The sequence below is a fragment of the Candidatus Omnitrophota bacterium genome (genome assembly GCA_028716165.1).
In the GTDB taxonomy this organism is placed as follows: Bacteria; Omnitrophota; Gorgyraeia; order JABMRG01; family JABMRG01; genus JAQUQI01.
The window spans coordinates 39,041-56,566 of record JAQUQI010000004.1 but is presented as its reverse complement, the minus strand read 5'-3'; the positions used below and the strand labels follow the sequence as shown (position 1 = coordinate 56,566).

The 17,526-nt window shown below is 44.5% G+C and carries 23 protein-coding genes; 1 reads left to right on the top strand and 22 read right to left on the bottom strand.

The window, feature by feature from the left end:
• Positions 1-21 precede the first annotated feature (21 nt).
• From PHV77_03465 to PHV77_03390, 16 genes are all read right to left on the bottom strand, one after another.
• Positions 22-663 (bottom strand): MlaD family protein, encoded by a 642-nt coding sequence (locus PHV77_03465; GenBank protein MDD5504358.1) that lies wholly within the window; start codon positions 661-663, stop codon positions 22-24.
• A 10-nt stretch (positions 664-673) separates the two neighbouring features.
• The gene (locus PHV77_03460) at positions 674-1,474 is read right to left on the bottom strand and encodes an ABC transporter ATP-binding protein (GenBank protein ID MDD5504357.1); all 801 of its coding nucleotides are present in this window, start codon (positions 1,472-1,474) and stop codon (positions 674-676) included.
• A 198-nt stretch (positions 1,475-1,672) separates the two neighbouring features.
• On the bottom strand, positions 1,673-2,470 hold the full coding sequence (locus PHV77_03455) for an ABC transporter permease (GenBank protein MDD5504356.1): 798 nt from the start codon (positions 2,468-2,470) through the stop codon (positions 1,673-1,675).
• A gap of 18 nt (positions 2,471-2,488) precedes the next feature.
• Entirely contained in the window at positions 2,489-2,821 is a 333-nt protein-coding gene (locus PHV77_03450) for an STAS domain-containing protein (GenBank protein ID MDD5504355.1), read from the bottom strand.
• Between the two features lie 12 nt (positions 2,822-2,833).
• Positions 2,834-3,238 carry an ATP-binding protein gene (locus PHV77_03445; GenBank protein ID MDD5504354.1) on the bottom strand — a complete coding sequence of 135 codons (405 nt, stop codon included), beginning with the start codon at positions 3,236-3,238 and terminating at the stop codon, positions 2,834-2,836.
• Positions 3,239-3,259: 21 nt separating this feature from the next.
• Positions 3,260-4,231 (bottom strand): acetyl-CoA carboxylase carboxyltransferase subunit alpha, encoded by a 972-nt coding sequence (locus PHV77_03440; GenBank protein MDD5504353.1) that lies wholly within the window; start codon positions 4,229-4,231, stop codon positions 3,260-3,262.
• Positions 4,232-4,242: 11 nt separating this feature from the next.
• Positions 4,243-5,196 (bottom strand): L,D-transpeptidase family protein, encoded by a 954-nt coding sequence (locus PHV77_03435; GenBank protein ID MDD5504352.1) that lies wholly within the window; start codon positions 5,194-5,196, stop codon positions 4,243-4,245.
• 20 nt (positions 5,197-5,216) lie between these two features.
• Complete coding sequence (locus PHV77_03430; GenBank protein ID MDD5504351.1) at positions 5,217-5,669, bottom strand: divergent PAP2 family protein; 453 nt, start codon at positions 5,667-5,669, stop codon at positions 5,217-5,219.
• 6 nt (positions 5,670-5,675) lie between these two features.
• Positions 5,676-6,023, bottom strand: coding sequence for a PilZ domain-containing protein (locus PHV77_03425; GenBank protein MDD5504350.1), 348 nt, complete (start codon positions 6,021-6,023; stop codon positions 5,676-5,678).
• Positions 6,024-6,146: 123 nt separating this feature from the next.
• On the bottom strand, positions 6,147-6,701 hold the full coding sequence (folE, locus tag PHV77_03420) for a GTP cyclohydrolase I FolE (GenBank protein ID MDD5504349.1): 555 nt from the start codon (positions 6,699-6,701) through the stop codon (positions 6,147-6,149).
• Positions 6,702-6,715: 14 nt separating this feature from the next.
• On the bottom strand, positions 6,716-8,110 hold the full coding sequence (mnmE, locus tag PHV77_03415; protein ID MDD5504348.1) for a tRNA uridine-5-carboxymethylaminomethyl(34) synthesis GTPase MnmE: 1,395 nt from the start codon (positions 8,108-8,110) through the stop codon (positions 6,716-6,718).
• Positions 8,097-9,413, bottom strand: a complete 1,317-nt coding sequence (locus PHV77_03410; protein ID MDD5504347.1) for a bifunctional folylpolyglutamate synthase/dihydrofolate synthase — start codon at positions 9,411-9,413, stop codon at positions 8,097-8,099. The genes mnmE and PHV77_03410 overlap by 14 nt, the downstream gene beginning before the upstream one ends.
• 6 nt (positions 9,414-9,419) lie before the next feature.
• Positions 9,420-10,997 carry a bifunctional phosphoribosylaminoimidazolecarboxamide formyltransferase/IMP cyclohydrolase gene (purH, locus tag PHV77_03405; protein MDD5504346.1) on the bottom strand — a complete coding sequence of 526 codons (1,578 nt, stop codon included), beginning with the start codon at positions 10,995-10,997 and terminating at the stop codon, positions 9,420-9,422.
• Between the two features lie 152 nt (positions 10,998-11,149).
• Positions 11,150-11,719 carry a hypothetical protein gene (locus PHV77_03400; GenBank protein MDD5504345.1) on the bottom strand — a complete coding sequence of 190 codons (570 nt, stop codon included), beginning with the start codon at positions 11,717-11,719 and terminating at the stop codon, positions 11,150-11,152.
• 91 nt (positions 11,720-11,810) lie between these two features.
• Complete coding sequence (locus tag PHV77_03395; protein MDD5504344.1) at positions 11,811-12,485, bottom strand: hypothetical protein; 675 nt, start codon at positions 12,483-12,485, stop codon at positions 11,811-11,813.
• Between the two features lie 175 nt (positions 12,486-12,660).
• Positions 12,661-12,885: a hypothetical protein gene (locus PHV77_03390; protein MDD5504343.1), complete on the bottom strand. Its 225-nt coding sequence runs from the start codon at positions 12,883-12,885 to the stop codon at positions 12,661-12,663.
• A 161-nt stretch (positions 12,886-13,046) separates the two neighbouring features.
• Here PHV77_03390 and PHV77_03385 point away from each other — a divergent pair, with 161 nt between their 5' ends.
• On the top strand, positions 13,047-13,625 hold the full coding sequence (locus tag PHV77_03385; protein ID MDD5504342.1) for a biotin transporter BioY: 579 nt from the start codon (positions 13,047-13,049) through the stop codon (positions 13,623-13,625).
• A gap of 19 nt (positions 13,626-13,644) precedes the next feature.
• On the opposite strand, the gene PHV77_03380 is transcribed toward PHV77_03385, so the two are convergent.
• Genes PHV77_03380 through PHV77_03355 form a run of 6 tightly spaced genes read right to left on the bottom strand, consistent with a single transcriptional unit; the run spans position 13,645 to position 17,516 of the window.
• The gene (locus PHV77_03380) at positions 13,645-14,127 is read right to left on the bottom strand and encodes an adenosine-specific kinase (protein ID MDD5504341.1); all 483 of its coding nucleotides are present in this window, start codon (positions 14,125-14,127) and stop codon (positions 13,645-13,647) included.
• A 57-nt stretch (positions 14,128-14,184) separates the two neighbouring features.
• Positions 14,185-14,367: a ferredoxin gene (locus PHV77_03375; protein MDD5504340.1), complete on the bottom strand. Its 183-nt coding sequence runs from the start codon at positions 14,365-14,367 to the stop codon at positions 14,185-14,187.
• An 18-nt stretch (positions 14,368-14,385) separates the two neighbouring features.
• Positions 14,386-14,892 (bottom strand): TlpA disulfide reductase family protein, encoded by a 507-nt coding sequence (locus PHV77_03370; protein ID MDD5504339.1) that lies wholly within the window; start codon positions 14,890-14,892, stop codon positions 14,386-14,388.
• Positions 14,892-15,599, bottom strand: a complete 708-nt coding sequence (locus PHV77_03365) for a cytochrome c biogenesis protein CcdA (protein ID MDD5504338.1) — start codon at positions 15,597-15,599, stop codon at positions 14,892-14,894. The genes PHV77_03370 and PHV77_03365 overlap by 1 nt, the downstream gene beginning before the upstream one ends.
• Positions 15,599-16,846, bottom strand: coding sequence for a glycosyltransferase (locus tag PHV77_03360; protein MDD5504337.1), 1,248 nt, complete (start codon positions 16,844-16,846; stop codon positions 15,599-15,601). Before PHV77_03360 ends, PHV77_03365 begins: the two co-directional genes overlap by 1 nt.
• Positions 16,833-17,516 carry a DUF5752 family protein gene (locus tag PHV77_03355; protein ID MDD5504336.1) on the bottom strand — a complete coding sequence of 228 codons (684 nt, stop codon included), beginning with the start codon at positions 17,514-17,516 and terminating at the stop codon, positions 16,833-16,835. Before PHV77_03355 ends, PHV77_03360 begins: the two co-directional genes overlap by 14 nt.
• Between the last annotated feature and the right edge of the window lie 10 nt (positions 17,517-17,526).

Sequence of the window (17,526 nt, the reverse complement as noted above, 5' to 3'; positions counted from 1 at the left end):
CCCTTCCTGACAAAAAAGTTTTTATTTTTCCCTGCCTTTAACGAGCAATTTCCACGGGTTGCGCTTTATGTCATCAGTAAATTCTTCAAGATTTTCTGTAGTCCTTTTAAGATTGTCCATTATTTCGTCAATATTGCCCCTGTTATCCGATACCGCGCCGTTTAAATTTTTGGCAAGATCGCTTATATTGGTCATAGTCACCTTGGCAACCTCCATTACAGACCTTGCTTCATCAATCACAGCCTCAATATCAATTGGATCCTTGCCCCGTATAGTCGCGCCGGCTTTTAAAAATCCCGCTCCGGTATCGCCGGGGGTAAGTTCAATATATTTCTCACCCATAAGCCCTAACGTAGTGACCGCCGCCCGGGCCCCCTCCCTTATCCTGGCATCCTGGAACAATTCCAATTTCACCAAGACCGACGTATCTCCTTCTTTCCCGTAGGCAATTCTGACACTCTCCACCTTACCGACTTCAACGCCTGCTAAACGGACAGCGGCGTCTTTTTCTATGCCGGAAACATTTGAGAATACCACGTTTATGCAATACAACTGTTGAAAAGGTTTAAAATTTCCAGCCATAATGGTAAGTCCGGTCAGAATACCAATGCACACCAAAACCACAAAACCTGTTTTAACCTCATTTGTAAATATCTTTGGCATACTACTCTCCTTATTTTGTCAGTTCCTCTAAATAGCCCTCTCCTGACCTGAAAAATTGGATAGGCCCGTCGGGATTTCCCGTCACAAACTGTTTTACGCGCAGATCAGCAGAATTTTTTATCTCGTCAACCGCGCCTTCCGCGATAACCTTGCCGTTATATAACATAATTATCCTGTCGGCTATTGAGAAAACGCTCTTCATGTCATGAGTCACAACAACAGATGTTATATGAAGCTTTTTGCTTAAATCAAGTATAAGCTTGTCTATAACTCCCGCTACTATAGGGTCAAGCCCTGCCGTAGGTTCATCGTAGAAAACTATCTCGGGATCCATTGATATGGCCCTGGCTAATCCGACTCTCCTTCTCATGCCTCCTGAAAGTTCGCTGGGCATAAAATTTTCAAAACTTCGCAGGCCGACAAGCTCAAGCTTCATCTTTACCATTATGTCAATTATATCGGGAGCAAGCCTTGTGTGCTCCTTTAAGGCCAACGCTATGTTCTCCTTTACCGTCATGGAATCATAAAGAGCGGCATTCTGAAAAACCATACCGTATATTTTCCTGATCTTGTCAAATTCAGACTCGCCAAGCGTTGTTATGTCCTTTCCCTTTATAATAACGGTCCCGCTATCCGGTTTGTGCGTGCCTATCATGTGCCTCAACAGGGTGGATTTTCCACAGCCGCTGCCGCCCATAATTACCAGGGTCTCGCCCTTGTAAACTTTTAAATTTATACCGTTTAAGACTGTTCTACCGTTAAAACTCTTAACCAGGTCTTTGACCTCTATTGATACTTCTTTTTTTTCCATACACAGCTCCCAATATCGTATGTCCGACAGTTGCTCCCAAAGCCATTACAAAACTATAATTTCCCAAGCCGTTGTCTATCGCAGTATTTCACCGGAAAGCGGGGTCATGCCCTCTTATTGTTATCTACGCGTTAGATCATAAACGTAAACCGGGCCTGCGGGTTTCGCGTATCTGTGTTGATTGCGGCAGAAACCAGTCTATATGTTACTAAAAAAGAATATCCCAGTGAGAATACAATCGGCCAAAATAATCAGGATAAAACTGGTAACAACGCTTACCGTTGTTGAGCGTCCGACCCCTTCGGCGCCGCCTGATGTGTTAAGGCCCATATAACAACCTATAAGCGATATAATGACTGCGAAAAAAACAGACTTAATCAAACCCGTATATATATCTTTGAGTTCTAAAAACTTAAACGTGACATTTATATACATGCCGGAATTTATGCCCACATTAAATACTCCGACAAGATAGCCTCCTACCATGCCTACCAGGTCGCTGAATACGGTAAGGCAGGGCAGCATTATCACAAGGGCTAAAACACGCGGAACCACAAGAAATCTTACCGGATTAAGCGCCTGCGTCTGCAATGCCTCAATCTGTTCGGTAACCTTCATACTGCCGAGTTCGGCGGTTATCGCCGCTCCAACCCTGCCGGCTACAACAAGCGCCGTAAGCACAGGGCCCATTTCTCTGGCCATAGCCACAGCCACAAGGCTTGCGACATACATCTCGGCGCCAAGCTGGGCCAGTTGGTACGCGCTTTGCATGGCAAGCACTATTCCCGTAAAAAAAGCCACAAAAAATACTATAAGCAAGCTGTTTACACCGCTGAATACCATCTGTTCAAATATGTTCTTCCGTGAAGAGGCCTTGCGCATGAACGGGCCCGCAAACATCCAGAAAAGGATTTGACCAAGCAGTGTAAATATCCCACCAACCTGGGACAGCACTGATAACACCATCCTGCCTATAGCTCCAATTATATTCAACATTTTTGCTTCTTTCTGTTTTTAAAACCCGGATATCGCGTCTTCAGCAGCATCAAAAATATCAAAAAGTTTCTCAAGTTTGGTTATCTCAAAAAGGCTCTTGACCTTCGGGGCAAGATTGGATATGCGCAGCCTGCCCCCATAAGACCTGGTTTTTTTAAGCATCTCTACAAGCGTGGCCAGGCCTGAACTGTCCACATAAGAAACGCCGTTTAAGTTTACCAGCACTTTCATCGTCTTATTCTTCAACCCCTTTTCAAAAAAATCTCTGACCTCCGGAGATGAATTAATATCTATATCGCCGCTAATCTCATAAGTAGTTATGCCGTTAGCTTCTTTTTGAGATATATGCATTAGTGTTCCCCCTTATTTTTGTTTTAAATATTTAACCATGGTAATGCGGTTGCCCCGCTTATTGAATTTTAGTTCATCCATAAGATATTTGATAAGAAAAACACCGCGGCCGGAGCCTTTTAATATGTTTTCATCAAGTGTGGGATCCGGCACGGAAGCAATATCAAAACCATCTCCATTATCTTCAATTGTAAGTGATACCTTGGAATCTTTATGATTAAAATCAACCTGCACCTTTTTCCCTTTGTCAAATTTATTACCGTATTTTATCGCGTTGATAAGCGCCTCTTCCAAACAAAGCCTTATATCAAAAACATCCGATTCACCGGCGCCGACCTGTTCAAGCATAAACTTGACCTGGTCAACAACCTGTTTTATCCTTCTTAAATCGCTTTCTATTGTAATTGTTTTATTCATATAAACATGCGGGCGCGTTGATCAACGCGAAATATTTGGATCGGTGAATCTGCCTATACGCCTGAATTTTTCATAACGGGCCTTAAGCATGTCGTCTTTACTGACAGATAAAACATCTTTGACACTGCTTAATATGACACGTTTAATGTTTTCGGCGGCGGCCAAAGAGTTGCGGTGCGCTCCCCCAAGCGGCTCCGGTACGATACCGTCTATGATGCCAAAATTTAGCAGGTCCTGCGCGGTCAGCTTGAGCGCCTTTGCCGCTTCATCCGACCTTGCCCTGTCTTTCCATAGTATAGCCGCGCATCCTTCCGGGGATATGACCGAATAATATGAATTTTGCAGGACATATACCCTGTCGCCTATGCCTATGCCTAAAGCGCCGCCACTGCCTCCCTCGCCAATGACAAAAACTATAATAGGGACTCTTATGTCTGTCATCTCCCGCAGGTTACGTGCTATAGCCTCTGCCTGGCCCCTTTCTTCAGCCCCTATGCCGGGATAGGCTCCGGGAGTGTCAATAAAGGTAATGATCGGGATATCCAATTTTTCCGCTATCTTCATGACCCTTATAGCCTTCCTGTATCCCTCCGGGTTAGCGCTTCCAAAATTCCTTTTCAGGTTCTCATTAGTGTCTCGGCCTTTTTGATGGCCAATGATGCAAATCCGGCACCCGTCAACCCTGGCTAAACCGCATATCATTGCTTTATCGTCGGAAAATGCCCTGTCGCCATGGAGTTCCACGAAATCACTCATAATAATGCCGATATAATCAAGCGTATAGGGCCGCTGTGGATGGCGCGCTATCTGCACCCTTTGCCAGGGGGTAAGATTCTCAAATATCTCCCGCTTCAGCTTCTCAAGTTTCTGGTTAAGCCGTTCTATTTCTGAATGAAGGTTTATGTTTTCAGAACTCGTAAATTTTTTAAGCTCTTCTATCTTTCTTTCAAGTTCTAAAATTGGCTTTTCAAATCCAAGTCCTATTAAGCTCATCAACACGACCTTTATTCTATAACGGTTACCGATGTGCCTACCGGTATAATGCTATACAGTTCCTCAACGTCCTCGTTACGCATCCTTACACAGCCTTCTGTAGACTGATACCCTATGCTTTCAGGTTCCGTGGTACCGTGTATACCGTAACCTGATTGCGGCGTGGCAAGGCCCATCCATCTTGTTCCGAGAACATTTTCGGGACTGCCGGCGGGAACAGCTGTCCCCTTATTATACCACACAGGGTTAATAAGTTTATCTTTAATCTGGAATACTCCTATCGGAGTACAATTGTTTTTACCCGTAGCTACATCGTATGTCTTGATAACTTCGTCATCCAGGAGTACGGTAAGCACGCACTGGGTATTGTCCACAATAATAGAAAAAGGCCGGTTTTGCACCTTGAGCTTGACCCCGGGTATTATTACGTCGGACTTCAGGCCGTTGGCCTTTTGGATAAGTTCTACCGTCGTTGAGAATCTCTTGGCTATCTTTGCCAGTGAATCGCCCGGAGCTACGGTATATAATTCACTGCCGGCAGCAACGATATCTGAAAACAAGATTGACATATTAACAGAAGAAATATTTTTTTGGACAAAGGCATAATCGCAGAACTGGGAATAACTGCTGATAATCTCATGGTACATGGATTTAGCCTTTACAAAATTTCCGTCTTTATTATATATATCGGCAAGCATTGACACGGCCTCATAGCCTTCCTGTTTCCCCTTGAAAGAGTCTGCTATCTTTTCAAGCTCGCTTACAGCCTCGGATTTTTTACCCGACAACAAAAGGTCATTTACCCGCTTCAGAGTTTTGGACTGCCTGCCGGAGGAAACAGGCGCGTCCCCGCTCAAGTTCGTCGTTTTTTTATTTCGCGAAAAATCAAACAGTAATCTCGCCGCTACCAGTACTATAACAACCGCGGCCGCGGCCGCGCAAATACGTATTATATTTTTTTTCATTTTCTTGTTTATCCCGCCTTTTATATTATCAAATATAAGAAATACGACATGAAAGCCCCAAACAATGCCCCTGCCAGTACCTGGACCGGGGTATGCCCTATCAATTCCGCGAGCCTTTCTTCATTTATTGACCTGTTTGAATAGATATCCTCCATCATTTTATTCAAAATCTCCGCCTGTTTTCCGATAGCGCGCCTGGCGCCCTGCGCGTCAAACATGGTAACAATCGCGAACCCAAGGCCAATGGCAAAAACACCTGAATCAAATCCGTAAGACATGCCCAAAGCTACGGCAAGGGCCGACGTGGCGGCACAATGCGAACTTGGCATACCCCCTGTGCCTATAAGCCACTTAAAATCAAAGCTCTTTTCTCTTATGACGGAAACTGCTATCTTGATAAGCTGGGCGGTAAACCAGCATATAAGAGTTACAATAAATACTTTATTGCACGCAATCTGAACAATAAATCTCATGGTAGGTTAAAAAGACTTGCCGTAAAAATGCGTTATGATTTTGTTGATGTTTATAGGGTCTGCGTTTAAAAGCTCTATGCCAGTATCGTAATAAGTCGCCGGTAACGCGTCGCCGGTTATGTCAATCCGTCGGTTCCATATAACCATGCCGGACAGCTTTAACGTATTATTATCGGATAAAGTTATATACATATCCAATATTGTCTTGGGTAAAAGCTTTTCCTTGAGAGAAAGACAAATACCATTACCGCTGATATCCTTGCTTACCGTCTCATTTACTATCTTCGGCCTTGCATTAACCTCATAAGTGAGTTTTATAGGCAGTGATATCCTCTCATATAGCCTGTTTTCCATATTTTTTTATACCTTATAATAGTGTAATTATAGCATACGCGCTATATCAGGTAAAGAAAAACCTGAATTTTTTCAATCTTTTATTAACATTAATTTTTAGATATAGATTACGCCGCATAAATCCTATTTAATCAATGTTAACGCCTCTTGTCTGGTTTTGGCATTTTCCTTGAAAACCCCTCTGACCGCGCTGGTAACCGTAACAGTCCCGGGCTTTTTAATGCCGCGCATAGACATGCACATATGCTCGGCTTCTATAACAACAAGCACTCCTAAGGGTTTTAGTTTTCTCATGATAATATCAGCTACCTGGGTCGTAAGCCTTTCCTGGACCTGGAGCCTTTTGGAATATATCTCCACAACCCTGGCAAGTTTGCTTAAACCGGTAACTCTTCCCGCCTTTGGTATATACGCGACATGGGCCTTACCGACAAAGGGAAGCAGGTGATGCTCGCAAACAGAATAAAGAGGTATGCCTTTTACCAGCACTATCTCATTATGTTTTTCGCCTAAAATAACTTCAAGCTCTTTTTCCGCGTTCGCTTTGATGCCGCTAAAAATTTCTTCATACATATCCGCGACCCTTTTCGGAGTATCAACAAGGTCTTCCCGCGATGGATCATCTCCTATCGCAAACAGTATATCGCGCACTGCCTTCTCAATCTTTTTTTTGTCCATGCCCCGCTCCCCGTTTATTTACCCACACAAAACCTGCCAAAAATCCGCTCCAGCGTGCCATCGGTAAAAACCTCCCCCGTAATAGAGGTTAATGATCCGGCGGCATCTTTAATGTCTATGAGAATAATATCTGCCGGCCTTTTTTCGTCAAAACCGCGTTTGGCAGAAACTATAAAATCTAAAGCCTTTTTCGCGCATTCTATATGCCTGGAATTAGACAAGAATATATTTTCAACCGAAATTTCCGAGCCTAAAAGGGCCTTATATACGGCGTCTTCAAGCCGGTCAAGCCCCGTTTTGTCCTTTACAGACACCTCAAGGACAGCCTCTTTATCCAGATATCTTATGCAATCTTCAGGGGATAGCGCCGGGGGCAGGTCCGATTTGCTCAAAACAACTATAACCTTCTTTTTCTTTACGCGCTCAATCAGGCATATATCTTCATAAGAAAGCGGGCGGCTTCTGTCAATGACAAGCAAAATAATGTCCGCGCCGTCAATACATCTTTTGCTTCTCTCAATACCCGCCCGCATAATCTTGTCGTCAGATTCCGTTATTCCCGCCGTGTCAATTATCCTTAACGGTATGCCCGCGATATTAAGGGTTTCTTCTATGCTGTCTCTTGTAGTGCCTGCGGCGTCCGTGACAATGACTCTGTCGTGCCCCAATAAACAATTCATAAGGCTTGATTTTCCCGCATTAGGAATACCGCATATAACGCAACAGGCCCCTTCGCGAAATATGACGCCCTTGCCGGACGCGTTTATAAGTTCAGATAAAATAACCTCCGCGTTTTTTAGAAAACATGCGGCAGAATCAAAAGACGAGGCAGGTATTTCTTCTTCGGGAAAATTCACGTCTGCCTCAAGGCAGGCCGCCGCGTCCAGGATAAACTGTCCGGCTGAACGTATCTTTGATGACGCCTCGCCTCCAAGCTGACGCTGGGCGATATCCAGGCCCTGCCTTGTGCTGGAGGCTATAATATCGCAAACAGCCTCTGCCTGGATAAGGTCTATCCTGCCGTTTAAAAAAGCCCTTTTCGTAAATTCACCGGGAAGCGCGAGGCGGGCGCTATTTTTCAATACCAGATCTAATACCCGGCTAAGGCATGCCGGGCCTCCGTGGCAATTAATCTCTATAATGTCTTCGCGCGTATATGTAAACGGCCTGCGCATTATTGAAATCAAAACCTCATCCACAACCGTGTTTGCGTCATATACGCGGCCGTAATGCATGGTATAGCCCGGCGCGTCAACAAGCTTAAGACCTTTTTTGCCCCTAAATATCCTGTCGGCTATGCCGATAGACAATGGCCCGCTCAAGCGTATTATCCCTATACCGCCTTGCCCGGGCGGGGTTGATACCGCGGCTATTGTATCTTCCAAAAAATATTTTTCAATGTCTGCCATCTAAAATCCTCAAGGCCCCTGCGGCAAGAAATAGAGATCCGGTGATTACGATGACCCCTTTCTCCGGCGTTATGGCAGCAGCCATGGTAAGCGCGTCTTTCAGGTCATAGCAAACAAACCCTTTTTTGGAATAAGCCCCGGCCGCGCGGGCAAGATTATCGGCAGGCAATGCCCTGGGGGTATCTGCCTGGGTAAAAATCACGCTTCTTGAAACAGGGCACAGGATCCTTACTATTTTATGATAATCTTTGTCAGATGACACGCCTAATATCAGGCATATATGCCTTTTATCAAAAATATCATTTAAGGCCTTTTTAAGAGCATTGGCTGATACGACATTTTGCGCGCCGTCCAGAACAACCCTCCGGTGACGAAACAAACCCAGTTGGAATCTTGCCGGAAAATCAGCCGCGGCAAGGCCTCTTCTTACAACATCTTTTGATATGGGCAGATTAAACCTCTGCCCGGCTGTTTCTGCCAGGGATACGGCGACAGCGGCGTTTTCCGATTGATGAATACCCCTAAGCGGGCTGTGCAATTTTTTATAAAAACCGGATTTTGTCTTCAGGTCAAAATCCGTTCCTGACAGCGATGTTTTAGCATTGCTTACGACGATATCCCTGCCTGCCAGGATCAAGCGCGCGCGCCGCCTTAAAACAACCCTCTTGACTACAGGCAATACCTCTGCCGGTTGCCTGGCGCACACGACACAAGAATTTTCATGTATAATACCGCATTTTTCGCCGGCAATATCTTTAAGAGACGTGCCCAATAAACGCGTATGGTCATAGCTTACCGGCATTATTGCCGATATCGGTGAGCGCGCCGTATTTACGGCATCAAGCCTGCCCCCCAGGCCAACCTCCAAGACGGCTATTTCAACTTTTTTGCGCGAAAAATATGAAAACGCCGCGGCTGTAATAACTTCAAAATAAGTAAGATCCGGCAGGTGATGTCTGGCGGCAATGTCTCTGATAGCGGATATCTCTGACGAAAATTCCGAATCCGATATATGCCTTTCGCCGACTTTTATCCTTTCATTTACGCAAACCAAATGCGGGGATATCAGCGCGCCGGCTTTGATGCCTGCCGAATTAAATATTGAGGCAAGCATAGATACGGTAGAGCCTTTGCCTTTTGTCCCGGATACGGTTATTGTAGGATACCGCTTCTCCGGATTATCCAAAAGAGAAAGCAGTCTGGATATTCTTTTGAGATCATAAGCCTTGCTGTAATCATATTCGGTAAATTTTTCAAAATTGGCCAGAGAATCCAGATAGCGAAGGGATTGAGTAAGGTCCATATATCTTCAATGCCTGAAATGACGTATCCCCGTAAAAACCATGGATATGTTGCGCCTGTTGCAGACATCAATTATAAGTTCATCAGACTTTGAACCGCCTGGCTGGATAATTGACGTTACGCCTGCCTGCGCGGCCATCTCTACCGCGTCTTCCTTCGGGAAAAAAGCGTCTGAAGCCAAGACGGATCCCGTTGAACGCCGGCCGGATTTATGTATAGCCATAAAAACAGAGTCAACCCTGCTCATCTGGCCGGCACCTATACCCACTGTCTTTGTTTCTTTGGCAAGAACTATGGCGTTTGACCTGATAAACTTAACCGCTTTCCAGGCAAATATCAAAGTGCGCACCTCATCGGACGTAGGCTTTTTCTGCGTGACAATCTTAAGCTGGCTCTGATCAATATCCTGAATATCCTTCTGCTGGACAAGAAGCCCGCCTGCAATATTTCTAAAATGGAGTTCATCCTTATCCCTGGTTTTGCTTATAGCATCCAGGGAAAGTATGCGCATATTTTGTTTTGACGAAAGCCTCGCCAGGGCATTCTGTTCATAGCCTGGAGCTATCACGCACTCAACAAAACCGGCCGCTAAAATAGCTTCCGCGGTATTGACATCTACCTTCCTGTTCAGCCCTATTATTCCGCCAAAGGCTGAAAGCGTATCAGTTTCAAGCGCGGCTGAAAAAGCGGCAGTAAGGGTATCCGCCGTGGCTATACCGCAGGCGGTGGCATGCTTGATAATACACGCGGCCGGCTCATCAAAATCCTTCACCACCTCATAAGCGGCGTCAAGATCCATAATATTATTATACGAAAGAGCTTTCCCGTGTAATTGCCTGGCATTTGACGCGGACGGCTCTTTAGAAAAAGGCCTCTTATAAAATGCCGCTTTTTGATGCTCATTTTCTCCATAACGAAGGTCTTGGTATTTATCAAGAGACAAGACAAGCTCATCAGGAAAAATGGATTCCGCGGGCTTTGAAACGTTTGGGGTAAGTTTTTTCTTAAGGTATGCCTTGATACAGCTGTCATACTCCGCTGTTACCGAAAATGCCTCAACCGCCAGGCCGGCAAGCGTATTATCCGTAACACATCCTTTGTGCTCATCAAGTTCTCTTGCAATCCGGTCATATTGCGCGGGGCTTGTAAGAACAGCTACTGATTTATAATTTTTTGCCGCAGAGCGCAGCATTGACGGGCCTCCGATATCTATATTTTCTATGGCCTCTTCAAGCCGTATATCGGGTTTCAATATGGTCTTCTTAAACGGGTAGAGGTTTACAACAACCATATCAATCGGTTCTATACCGCAAGCTTTCAATTGATCCATATGCGCGCTGTGGCCGCGCAGGGCGAGAAGGCCGGCATGTATCTTGGGGTGTAGTGTTTTTACCCTGCCGTCAAGCATCTCGTTAAAACCGGTTACCTCATCCACCGTTTTTACATTAATACCTAAAGCGGATATAAAACGCGCGCTGCCGCCGGTAGATATGACCTCTACGCCCAAAGAGTGGAGTTTTTTTACAAAAGACTCAAGATTCGTTTTATCGGAAACGCTTATTAGCGCTCTCTTTATGGCTAACATTCCATACTCCTGAATACGGGTGTTTTAAGGGTATTATTATATCATACTATCATTGTGAAAATCAAAAGAAAAATAACGTTAGTAAGTATCGTCGGTGGAAAACTGTTACGGAAAGCTTAAAAAAATATTGGTAAAAGGTTTCCTGTCTTGATTTAGTGAAGGAGTTTGAGTTTAAATCGTAATAACCGTATTTTTTCGCGCAGTACAGATATGTCGCGCATCAGGGTGTCCGCTTGTTCCTGATGGGCAGATATTTTTTCACGCAATCTTGAACTATCGCCGGATGGCTGATCCTGAACAGAATCCTTGCCGTTCAATCTATTAAGATCTAATATCATTTTACGCACAGCAGAAAAAGATGATTGCTTAAGCCTCAACTCCGTTGACAACTCCATAATACTGCGCTTGATTTCGGATCTCTGCGGATCAAGCTGCGCGTTAAGCGACAGTATCTGGCTGGATATGTCTCTTTTGGAAGACCGCAGTTCATCTTTGAGAGAAAGGATCTTGGTTTCTATCTGGCTGGCATTAAGTTGTTGTTTTGAACGCAGCAGCGCTATCTCTTCATCCAGTTTGGCCCTTTTTTGCAGTGCCTGCTCAAAGTCAGGATCAAACTCCAAAACCTCCTGTCTTATTTCCGAATCTGGTTTCAATTCAAACGGGTATTGGCATCCGGAAACCAACATTATTACAATAAAAAATATAAATACCTTATAAACCATGCGCAGTTCCAATGATTAAAATACTTAACAGGCATAAAATAAGGGCAGCCGTCAATACACTCTTGTCGGCTGCCCTCTCATCGTCTAACCGTTATTTCTTTTTCATGTTGTTTATTATTTCTTCCATGGTTTTGGCCGCCATGTCTTTGCAGCCTAACCCAAAGGCAAGCCCGAGGGCCAGCCCCATTGAGGCAAGCACGATATTTATAACGTTCAATATCACAGCCATCTGTATCTGGAGCTGCTGCATCGCTATCACAATGGTAAAAATAATCACCACCGATTGCGTCAACTGTCCGAGCATCTTTGCCTGCGTCATTCCGGCATTACTTACGGCCGTCCTGATAACAGTACTTAATAAGGTTGATACGAACATGCCAAAAACAAGGATAAACACCGCAACAATTACATGTGGTATATAAACAACCACAGTATTCAAAACCTGGGCCACTACCGTCCACTGCATGGCATTTAAAGCGGTAATCATGACAATAAGCATAACTATCCAGTAAATAAGGACTCCTATTAATTCGGATAAGGTGTATTTTATGCCGCCTTTTGCCAGGAAACTGCTTGTGCCTGACTTTTCGGCAAGGGTGTCAAGCCTTAATAGCTTAAGGCTTCTTACGATAATATTTTCAATCAGCTTTGCTACGAGCCAACCGACTATAAGAATGACCAAAAGCCCTATCATCTTGGGAATAAATGCGCCTACCCTGGTCAGCATCTCCCTTACCGACTCCATTATAACAAATGTCCAATCCATTTCCACACCTCCCTCAAATAGGCCAAATCCTTGTTTCCCCGAATGGAAAACAGCTTATGGCCGGGTCATTCCTGATATGTTTAATTTTAGCACACGCATCGTATGCTGTCAAAATAAAAATGGGGTTGCGCCACATTTTTTAACCCGGCACAACCCCATAAACAATAATCGAGCTTTAATCCTTCTTGTCTTTCTGGTTTTTATCTTCCTTCTTTGATGCTATTGAGTCTTTTATCTCTGATACGCCTGCCGCAACGGCAATAAGGCCGCCGAGGATAAGAATAAAAACTATCATAAATTGCAGGCCCAAAACAATGGCCCTGGACCAGGCGAAAAAAGCCAATATAAAACCAATTACCACCGCGGCGGTACCGCCTATTATGCTTAATATTTTACCCATAGATCGTCAACCTCCTTTTTTGTCTTTATGCAAAAAAATTATATCATTAGTCCGTAAAAAAGCAAGCAAAAAATTCCTCTGCCAAGAAAAAGATTGACATAGCGAATAATTTGGTGTTAATATCGTGTGATTTATTATCCATTATAACATAAGGAGAGCATATGCATAGTGCGGTTTATTTTTTAACGGAAAAAGAGATAATCAGAAATAAATTTGCGGTATCGGCGATAGGGGTAACCACTTTTGCTCTGCTTACGTGGTTGGGCGCCTATATTTATATACCTTTAGGCTTTACTCCGGTGCCAATTACCCTGCAGGAGATGTTCGTTTTTTTGTCAGGGGCGTTGCTGGGCAGAAGGCTCGGGCCGGCATCTCAAATAACATACCTGTGCGCGGGAGCTATGGGCTTGCCCATATTTTCGGCAAGCGGATTCGGATTATCGCATATCGCGGGGCCTACAGGCGGATATCTGCTGGGCTTTGTCTTTTCAAGTTGTTTTATCGGATACGCGCTAAGAAAAAATACTTCCACGCTGTCAATGCTGGCAGCTTTTTCGTGCGGAGCCGTGATTATTTATGCGCTTGGAACGGCATGGCTGGTATTGGGCCTGAGATTGGGCCTAAAACAAGCGGTTGCCCTTGGCGTCATCCCATTTATGCCAGGATGTTTTATCAAGATAGCGCTTGCAACCCTTATCGCAAAAAAATCCTTAAAACACGCCGGCCGGATCTTCTCATAGCCGATAAGACAAAAATATTTCACAGCTTGTAACCTATGTCGCGCAAAAACTGTTTTCTGTCCTGTTTGTCGCGTTCCGACTCTTTACCTTTTGGGCTGTTCCCGTCAACTATGCCTATAACGGCCTTTCCTTGTTCTGTCTCAGCCATAATCACTTCTACAGGATTAGCGGTTGCGCAATAAATAGAACAAACTTCGGGCACGGATTTGACAGCGCGTATGATATTAATAGGAAACGCCCCTTCAAAAATTATTATAAAACTATGGCCAGCTCCTATCGCCATAGCATTATCCAAAGCTTGCAGTTCCAGCTCTTTATCGTTTCCTGCTGAACGCACAAGACAGGGGCCGGAGGCTTCGCAAAAAGCCAGGCCAAACCTTATCCCGGGAACAGAACAGATTACGGCCTCGTAAAGGTCCTCAACCGTCTTAATAAAATGAGACTGCCCGAATATTATATTGGCGCCTTCGGGCTTAACAATTTTTACTCTTGCAATATTCATGGCATGTCATTAATAAACAGGGCCGCATACCAGGTTACACTATGCGGCCCCGTTTATTTAATCCTCAATTTTTATTGCTTCCATGGGACAGCTGGATGCTGCCTCATTAATGTCGCAATCGCAAGAACCACCTTTCACGTGAGCAACATTATCATCTCCTACCTCAAATTTTTCGGGGCACATGCTTGCGCATAAACCGCAGCCTGTACATAGAGATTCATCAATACTGATATTTGCCATATTATTTCCCTCCTCATTTTATGTGCGGTTTGTTATCCGCGTTATTATATCAAATGGTATTTCATGGCCTTCATACAAAATATCTCCGCGCGCGTCTAAAACAATAAACGTAGGAACACCACTAATCCTGTATAAATAAGCTGTGTCTCCATTTAGATCTAATAATACATCATAAGGCAATCCGTATCTTGACTTGAATTTCACGACCCTGGCAGCAGGTTCTTTGACATAAACGGCAACAACCTTAAGGCCCTTGCCATTGAAATCATTATCTATATTTTTTAAATCAGGTATAGCTGTCACGCAATGCGGGCACCAGGTAGTGGTAAATACAAGCAAGAGATTCTGGCCCATATAATCGGATAATAACACGTCCTTGCCGGACAAATCCTCAAGAGCTGAAGCGTTTGTTGCCTTGGTTTCCGGCGCGCCCAATTCCGCGGTAGACACATATCCGCTAAGACACAGGATACCGCATAAAGCACAAACTAAAAAAACAGTTCCTATTGCCGGCCAAGTTTTCATCAGAATAGCCCCCCTGCTTTTATAAAAAAATATTCCGCGCACGCTATAAGAACAGCTCCAAACACTTTTTTCACAACATCAAGCCACTTACCAGACTTTGGCAAAGACGCGGCAAGCCCGGTAAACGTGCCTATAAAAAGCAACAGCAGGCCCATACCAAGCGCGTATGTGAATAAAAGGCTTATGCCGAGTAAAACATTTTGCCTGCTGCCGACATATGTAAGTACGGCGCCCAATACGGGAGCGGTGCACGGCCCCATAATAAACCCTGCCGACATGCCAACAACCAATGCCGCGAACAAGCTTTTGCCCTGCCTTGGCGAAGGCCTGGCGGCCGGTAAATCCGGCAATGCTATGGCAAAAACTCCCATCATGGAAAGCCCAAGCAATAAAAAAACATTTCCTACTATAATATAAGTCCACGGATTAGAAGATATCTCTCCGAATATCCTGCCGCCTAATGCCGCCATGGCTCCCAGGCATGAATAAACAAGCGCTATGCCAATCACGTAAAAGAGTGACAAAAAAAACGCCCTGCCTTTCGCGCCGGCGGAACTGGCCCCGATGAAACCCACGGTGACAGGGATAACCGGATAAATGCACGGTGTAAGGCTGGTGAAAACCCCGCCCAGAAAAACAACGACATAACTTATGACCGAGACGTCCTTTATCGTGCTGTTTGAAAATGATATAAGTGATTCAAGCATTATAGTAATATTATATCGCCTTTTTGTCCCAACGAAAGCGCGAGCAGCATATGCTCTCTAATAAGCCTTGTCAGCAAGAAATTACGCTTTATGTGCATCCTGCCATTGTGGCCTAATCGTTTCGCGAAAGACGGGTTGTTCAATACCTGCCTTATCCTTAACGCGGCACCTTCCACGCAATGGCAAAGCAGGCCGCTATACATGTTTTTTATCTGCAGGGGTATCCCGCCCACAGCTGACGCCACCACAGGTTTTTCCTTCCAAAGAGCCTCCGTCACCGTAAGGGCAAACCCTTCTCTTATGGATTTCTGAACTATAACGGATGAGGCCCTTTGCAACGCGTTTACTTCTATATCGTTATTTTCAGGCTCAATGAGAAGCACGTAGACATCGGGTACGCCTTTGGCCTTTTCCTTAACCTCTTTAAGCATATCAGTCCCTTCAGGATCGTCCGTAGCGCTGTTGCCTGCCAGCACTAATTGCGCGTCAATATATCTTTTTACAAGCTTAAACGCCTCAATTACTCCTATGGGGTCTTTAAGGTGATCATACCTTGATATCTGTGAAATAATAGGTTTATGGCTGTCTATGCCGTATTTGGCAAGCACGCTGGATATCGTGCTTTCTTCCAGCGGCCTGCTCTTGTCGCTCAAAGGGTCTATGGCCGGGCATATCAAAAACTGGGGGATCTTTAAAGGCCTGGTAAATTTCGGGCTTGAAAATACAGAGGCGTCGTAACCTTCAATAAAAGCTGATAAAAAATCCCACACTCTTTCATCAGGGCAAGAAACATCTATATGGCATCTCCAGATCCATTTGACAGACTTTAATTTTTTCTTGTTTTGAATAAGGGCGATTGGCTGCGGGTCGTGGATAAATACTATATCACCGCTTATTTCGGTTAACCTGTTATACGCCTTGGCATTTTCTATGTATATGTCAAAATCTCTATCGGATATGGTCTCCGGCATACCGTGAAGGGCATTATGAAACTTCTTTGTTACATTAAAAAAATCAGGTTCAGCCTCTATTACATTCCATTCAATATCAACGCCCAATTCCCTCATAAGCGGTACCACCCGGGACAGCATCTCGGCCACGCCGCCGCCGGTACGGGTAGAATTAATATGCTGTATCTTCCTGCCTTTAAGCCTTGAGGCCAAAAATCTAAGCTCTTCAACCGTATCTTCTCCGACTATTGGTATATAGTCGTTCAAAGAGGATAATTCAGCCCTATCTTTTCGCATTGTCTATCCCCCATTCAGGGCTGTTTACTATAGTATCAATAATATTAAAACGCAGGTTTTCCAGCGTATAGGTATAGGGGTCAAAACATTCAAGCCTGGATGCAAGATTAGGATAGCCCAGTGACGTATCTATCCAATTAGAAAAATCATTGGTCCCGCGTCCAAGCCTTAATCTGGCATTAAAAACATGAAAATCAATTGAACCTATGGCGACTTTTTTAAGAGCTTCAACCATATCGGACAGGTTATGCGCCGTATAAGGCGTCGGCAGAATAAATGTCCTTGATTTCGTAAAATCAAACTCTTTGCCCGGCGGAGCATTGCGTATATCCTTTGCGTCAAAAAGATAGCCTTCAATAACCTCTATTATTTTTTCTCTAAGCGCCCTGACCGTATTATATTGATAAACATCTATACTGCCCAGAAGCTCACCAAGGGCGTCTTCTCCGAGCACTTTGGCAGTCCAGTAGGCAAAAGCGTTAGGGGGTTCGGGAGAAAGAAACTGGTGCTGCTGCAAAAAAACATGCATGTGATAATATATGACAGAACCCGGGACATCTTTTATTATATTCACAAGCTCTCTGGCGTTTTTAGCCTTAAGGCCCGTAGACTCACGGAGTTCAACATGATTGTAAAAATAAAAAGGATTTTTTTTGCTTTTTTCTGCCATATTATGGGTT

Excerpts from the sequence above, each read along its gene's own strand:
- PHV77_03430 (MDD5504351.1), bottom strand. The coding sequence starts at position 5,669 with ATGAGATTTATTGTTCAGATTGCGTGCAATAAAGTATTTATTGTAACT.
- PHV77_03385 (MDD5504342.1), top strand. The coding sequence starts at position 13,047 with ATGCATAGTGCGGTTTATTTTTTAACGGAAAAAGAGATAATCAGAAAT.
- PHV77_03450 (MDD5504355.1), bottom strand. The coding sequence starts at position 2,821 with ATGCATATATCTCAAAAAGAAGCTAACGGCATAACTACTTATGAGATT.
- PHV77_03380 (MDD5504341.1), bottom strand. The coding sequence starts at position 14,127 with ATGAATATTGCAAGAGTAAAAATTGTTAAGCCCGAAGGCGCCAATATA.
- PHV77_03410 (MDD5504347.1), bottom strand. The coding sequence starts at position 9,413 with ATGGACCTTACTCAATCCCTTCGCTATCTGGATTCTCTGGCCAATTTT.
- PHV77_03455 (MDD5504356.1), bottom strand. The coding sequence starts at position 2,470 with ATGTTGAATATAATTGGAGCTATAGGCAGGATGGTGTTATCAGTGCTG.
- PHV77_03440 (MDD5504353.1), bottom strand. The coding sequence starts at position 4,231 with ATGAGCTTAATAGGACTTGGATTTGAAAAGCCAATTTTAGAACTTGAA.
- PHV77_03375 (MDD5504340.1), bottom strand. The coding sequence starts at position 14,367 with ATGGCAAATATCAGTATTGATGAATCTCTATGTACAGGCTGCGGTTTA.
- PHV77_03360 (MDD5504337.1), bottom strand. The coding sequence starts at position 16,846 with ATGCGAAAAGATAGGGCTGAATTATCCTCTTTGAACGACTATATACCA.
- folE (MDD5504349.1), bottom strand. The coding sequence starts at position 6,701 with ATGGACAAAAAAAAGATTGAGAAGGCAGTGCGCGATATACTGTTTGCG.
- PHV77_03365 (MDD5504338.1), bottom strand. The coding sequence starts at position 15,599 with ATGCTTGAATCACTTATATCATTTTCAAACAGCACGATAAAGGACGTC.
- PHV77_03445 (MDD5504354.1), bottom strand. The coding sequence starts at position 3,238 with ATGAATAAAACAATTACAATAGAAAGCGATTTAAGAAGGATAAAACAG.
- PHV77_03370 (MDD5504339.1), bottom strand. The coding sequence starts at position 14,892 with ATGAAAACTTGGCCGGCAATAGGAACTGTTTTTTTAGTTTGTGCTTTA.
- PHV77_03400 (MDD5504345.1), bottom strand. The coding sequence starts at position 11,719 with ATGGTTTATAAGGTATTTATATTTTTTATTGTAATAATGTTGGTTTCC.
- PHV77_03460 (MDD5504357.1), bottom strand. The coding sequence starts at position 1,474 with ATGGAAAAAAAAGAAGTATCAATAGAGGTCAAAGACCTGGTTAAGAGT.
- PHV77_03465 (MDD5504358.1), bottom strand. The coding sequence starts at position 663 with ATGCCAAAGATATTTACAAATGAGGTTAAAACAGGTTTTGTGGTTTTG.
- mnmE (MDD5504348.1), bottom strand. The coding sequence starts at position 8,110 with ATGGCAGACATTGAAAAATATTTTTTGGAAGATACAATAGCCGCGGTA.
- PHV77_03435 (MDD5504352.1), bottom strand. The coding sequence starts at position 5,196 with ATGAAAAAAAATATAATACGTATTTGCGCGGCCGCGGCCGCGGTTGTT.
- purH (MDD5504346.1), bottom strand. The coding sequence starts at position 10,997 with ATGTTAGCCATAAAGAGAGCGCTAATAAGCGTTTCCGATAAAACGAAT.
- PHV77_03390 (MDD5504343.1), bottom strand. The coding sequence starts at position 12,885 with ATGGGTAAAATATTAAGCATAATAGGCGGTACCGCCGCGGTGGTAATT.
- PHV77_03425 (MDD5504350.1), bottom strand. The coding sequence starts at position 6,023 with ATGGAAAACAGGCTATATGAGAGGATATCACTGCCTATAAAACTCACT.
- PHV77_03395 (MDD5504344.1), bottom strand. The coding sequence starts at position 12,485 with ATGGATTGGACATTTGTTATAATGGAGTCGGTAAGGGAGATGCTGACC.
- PHV77_03355 (MDD5504336.1), bottom strand. The coding sequence starts at position 17,516 with ATGGCAGAAAAAAGCAAAAAAAATCCTTTTTATTTTTACAATCATGTT.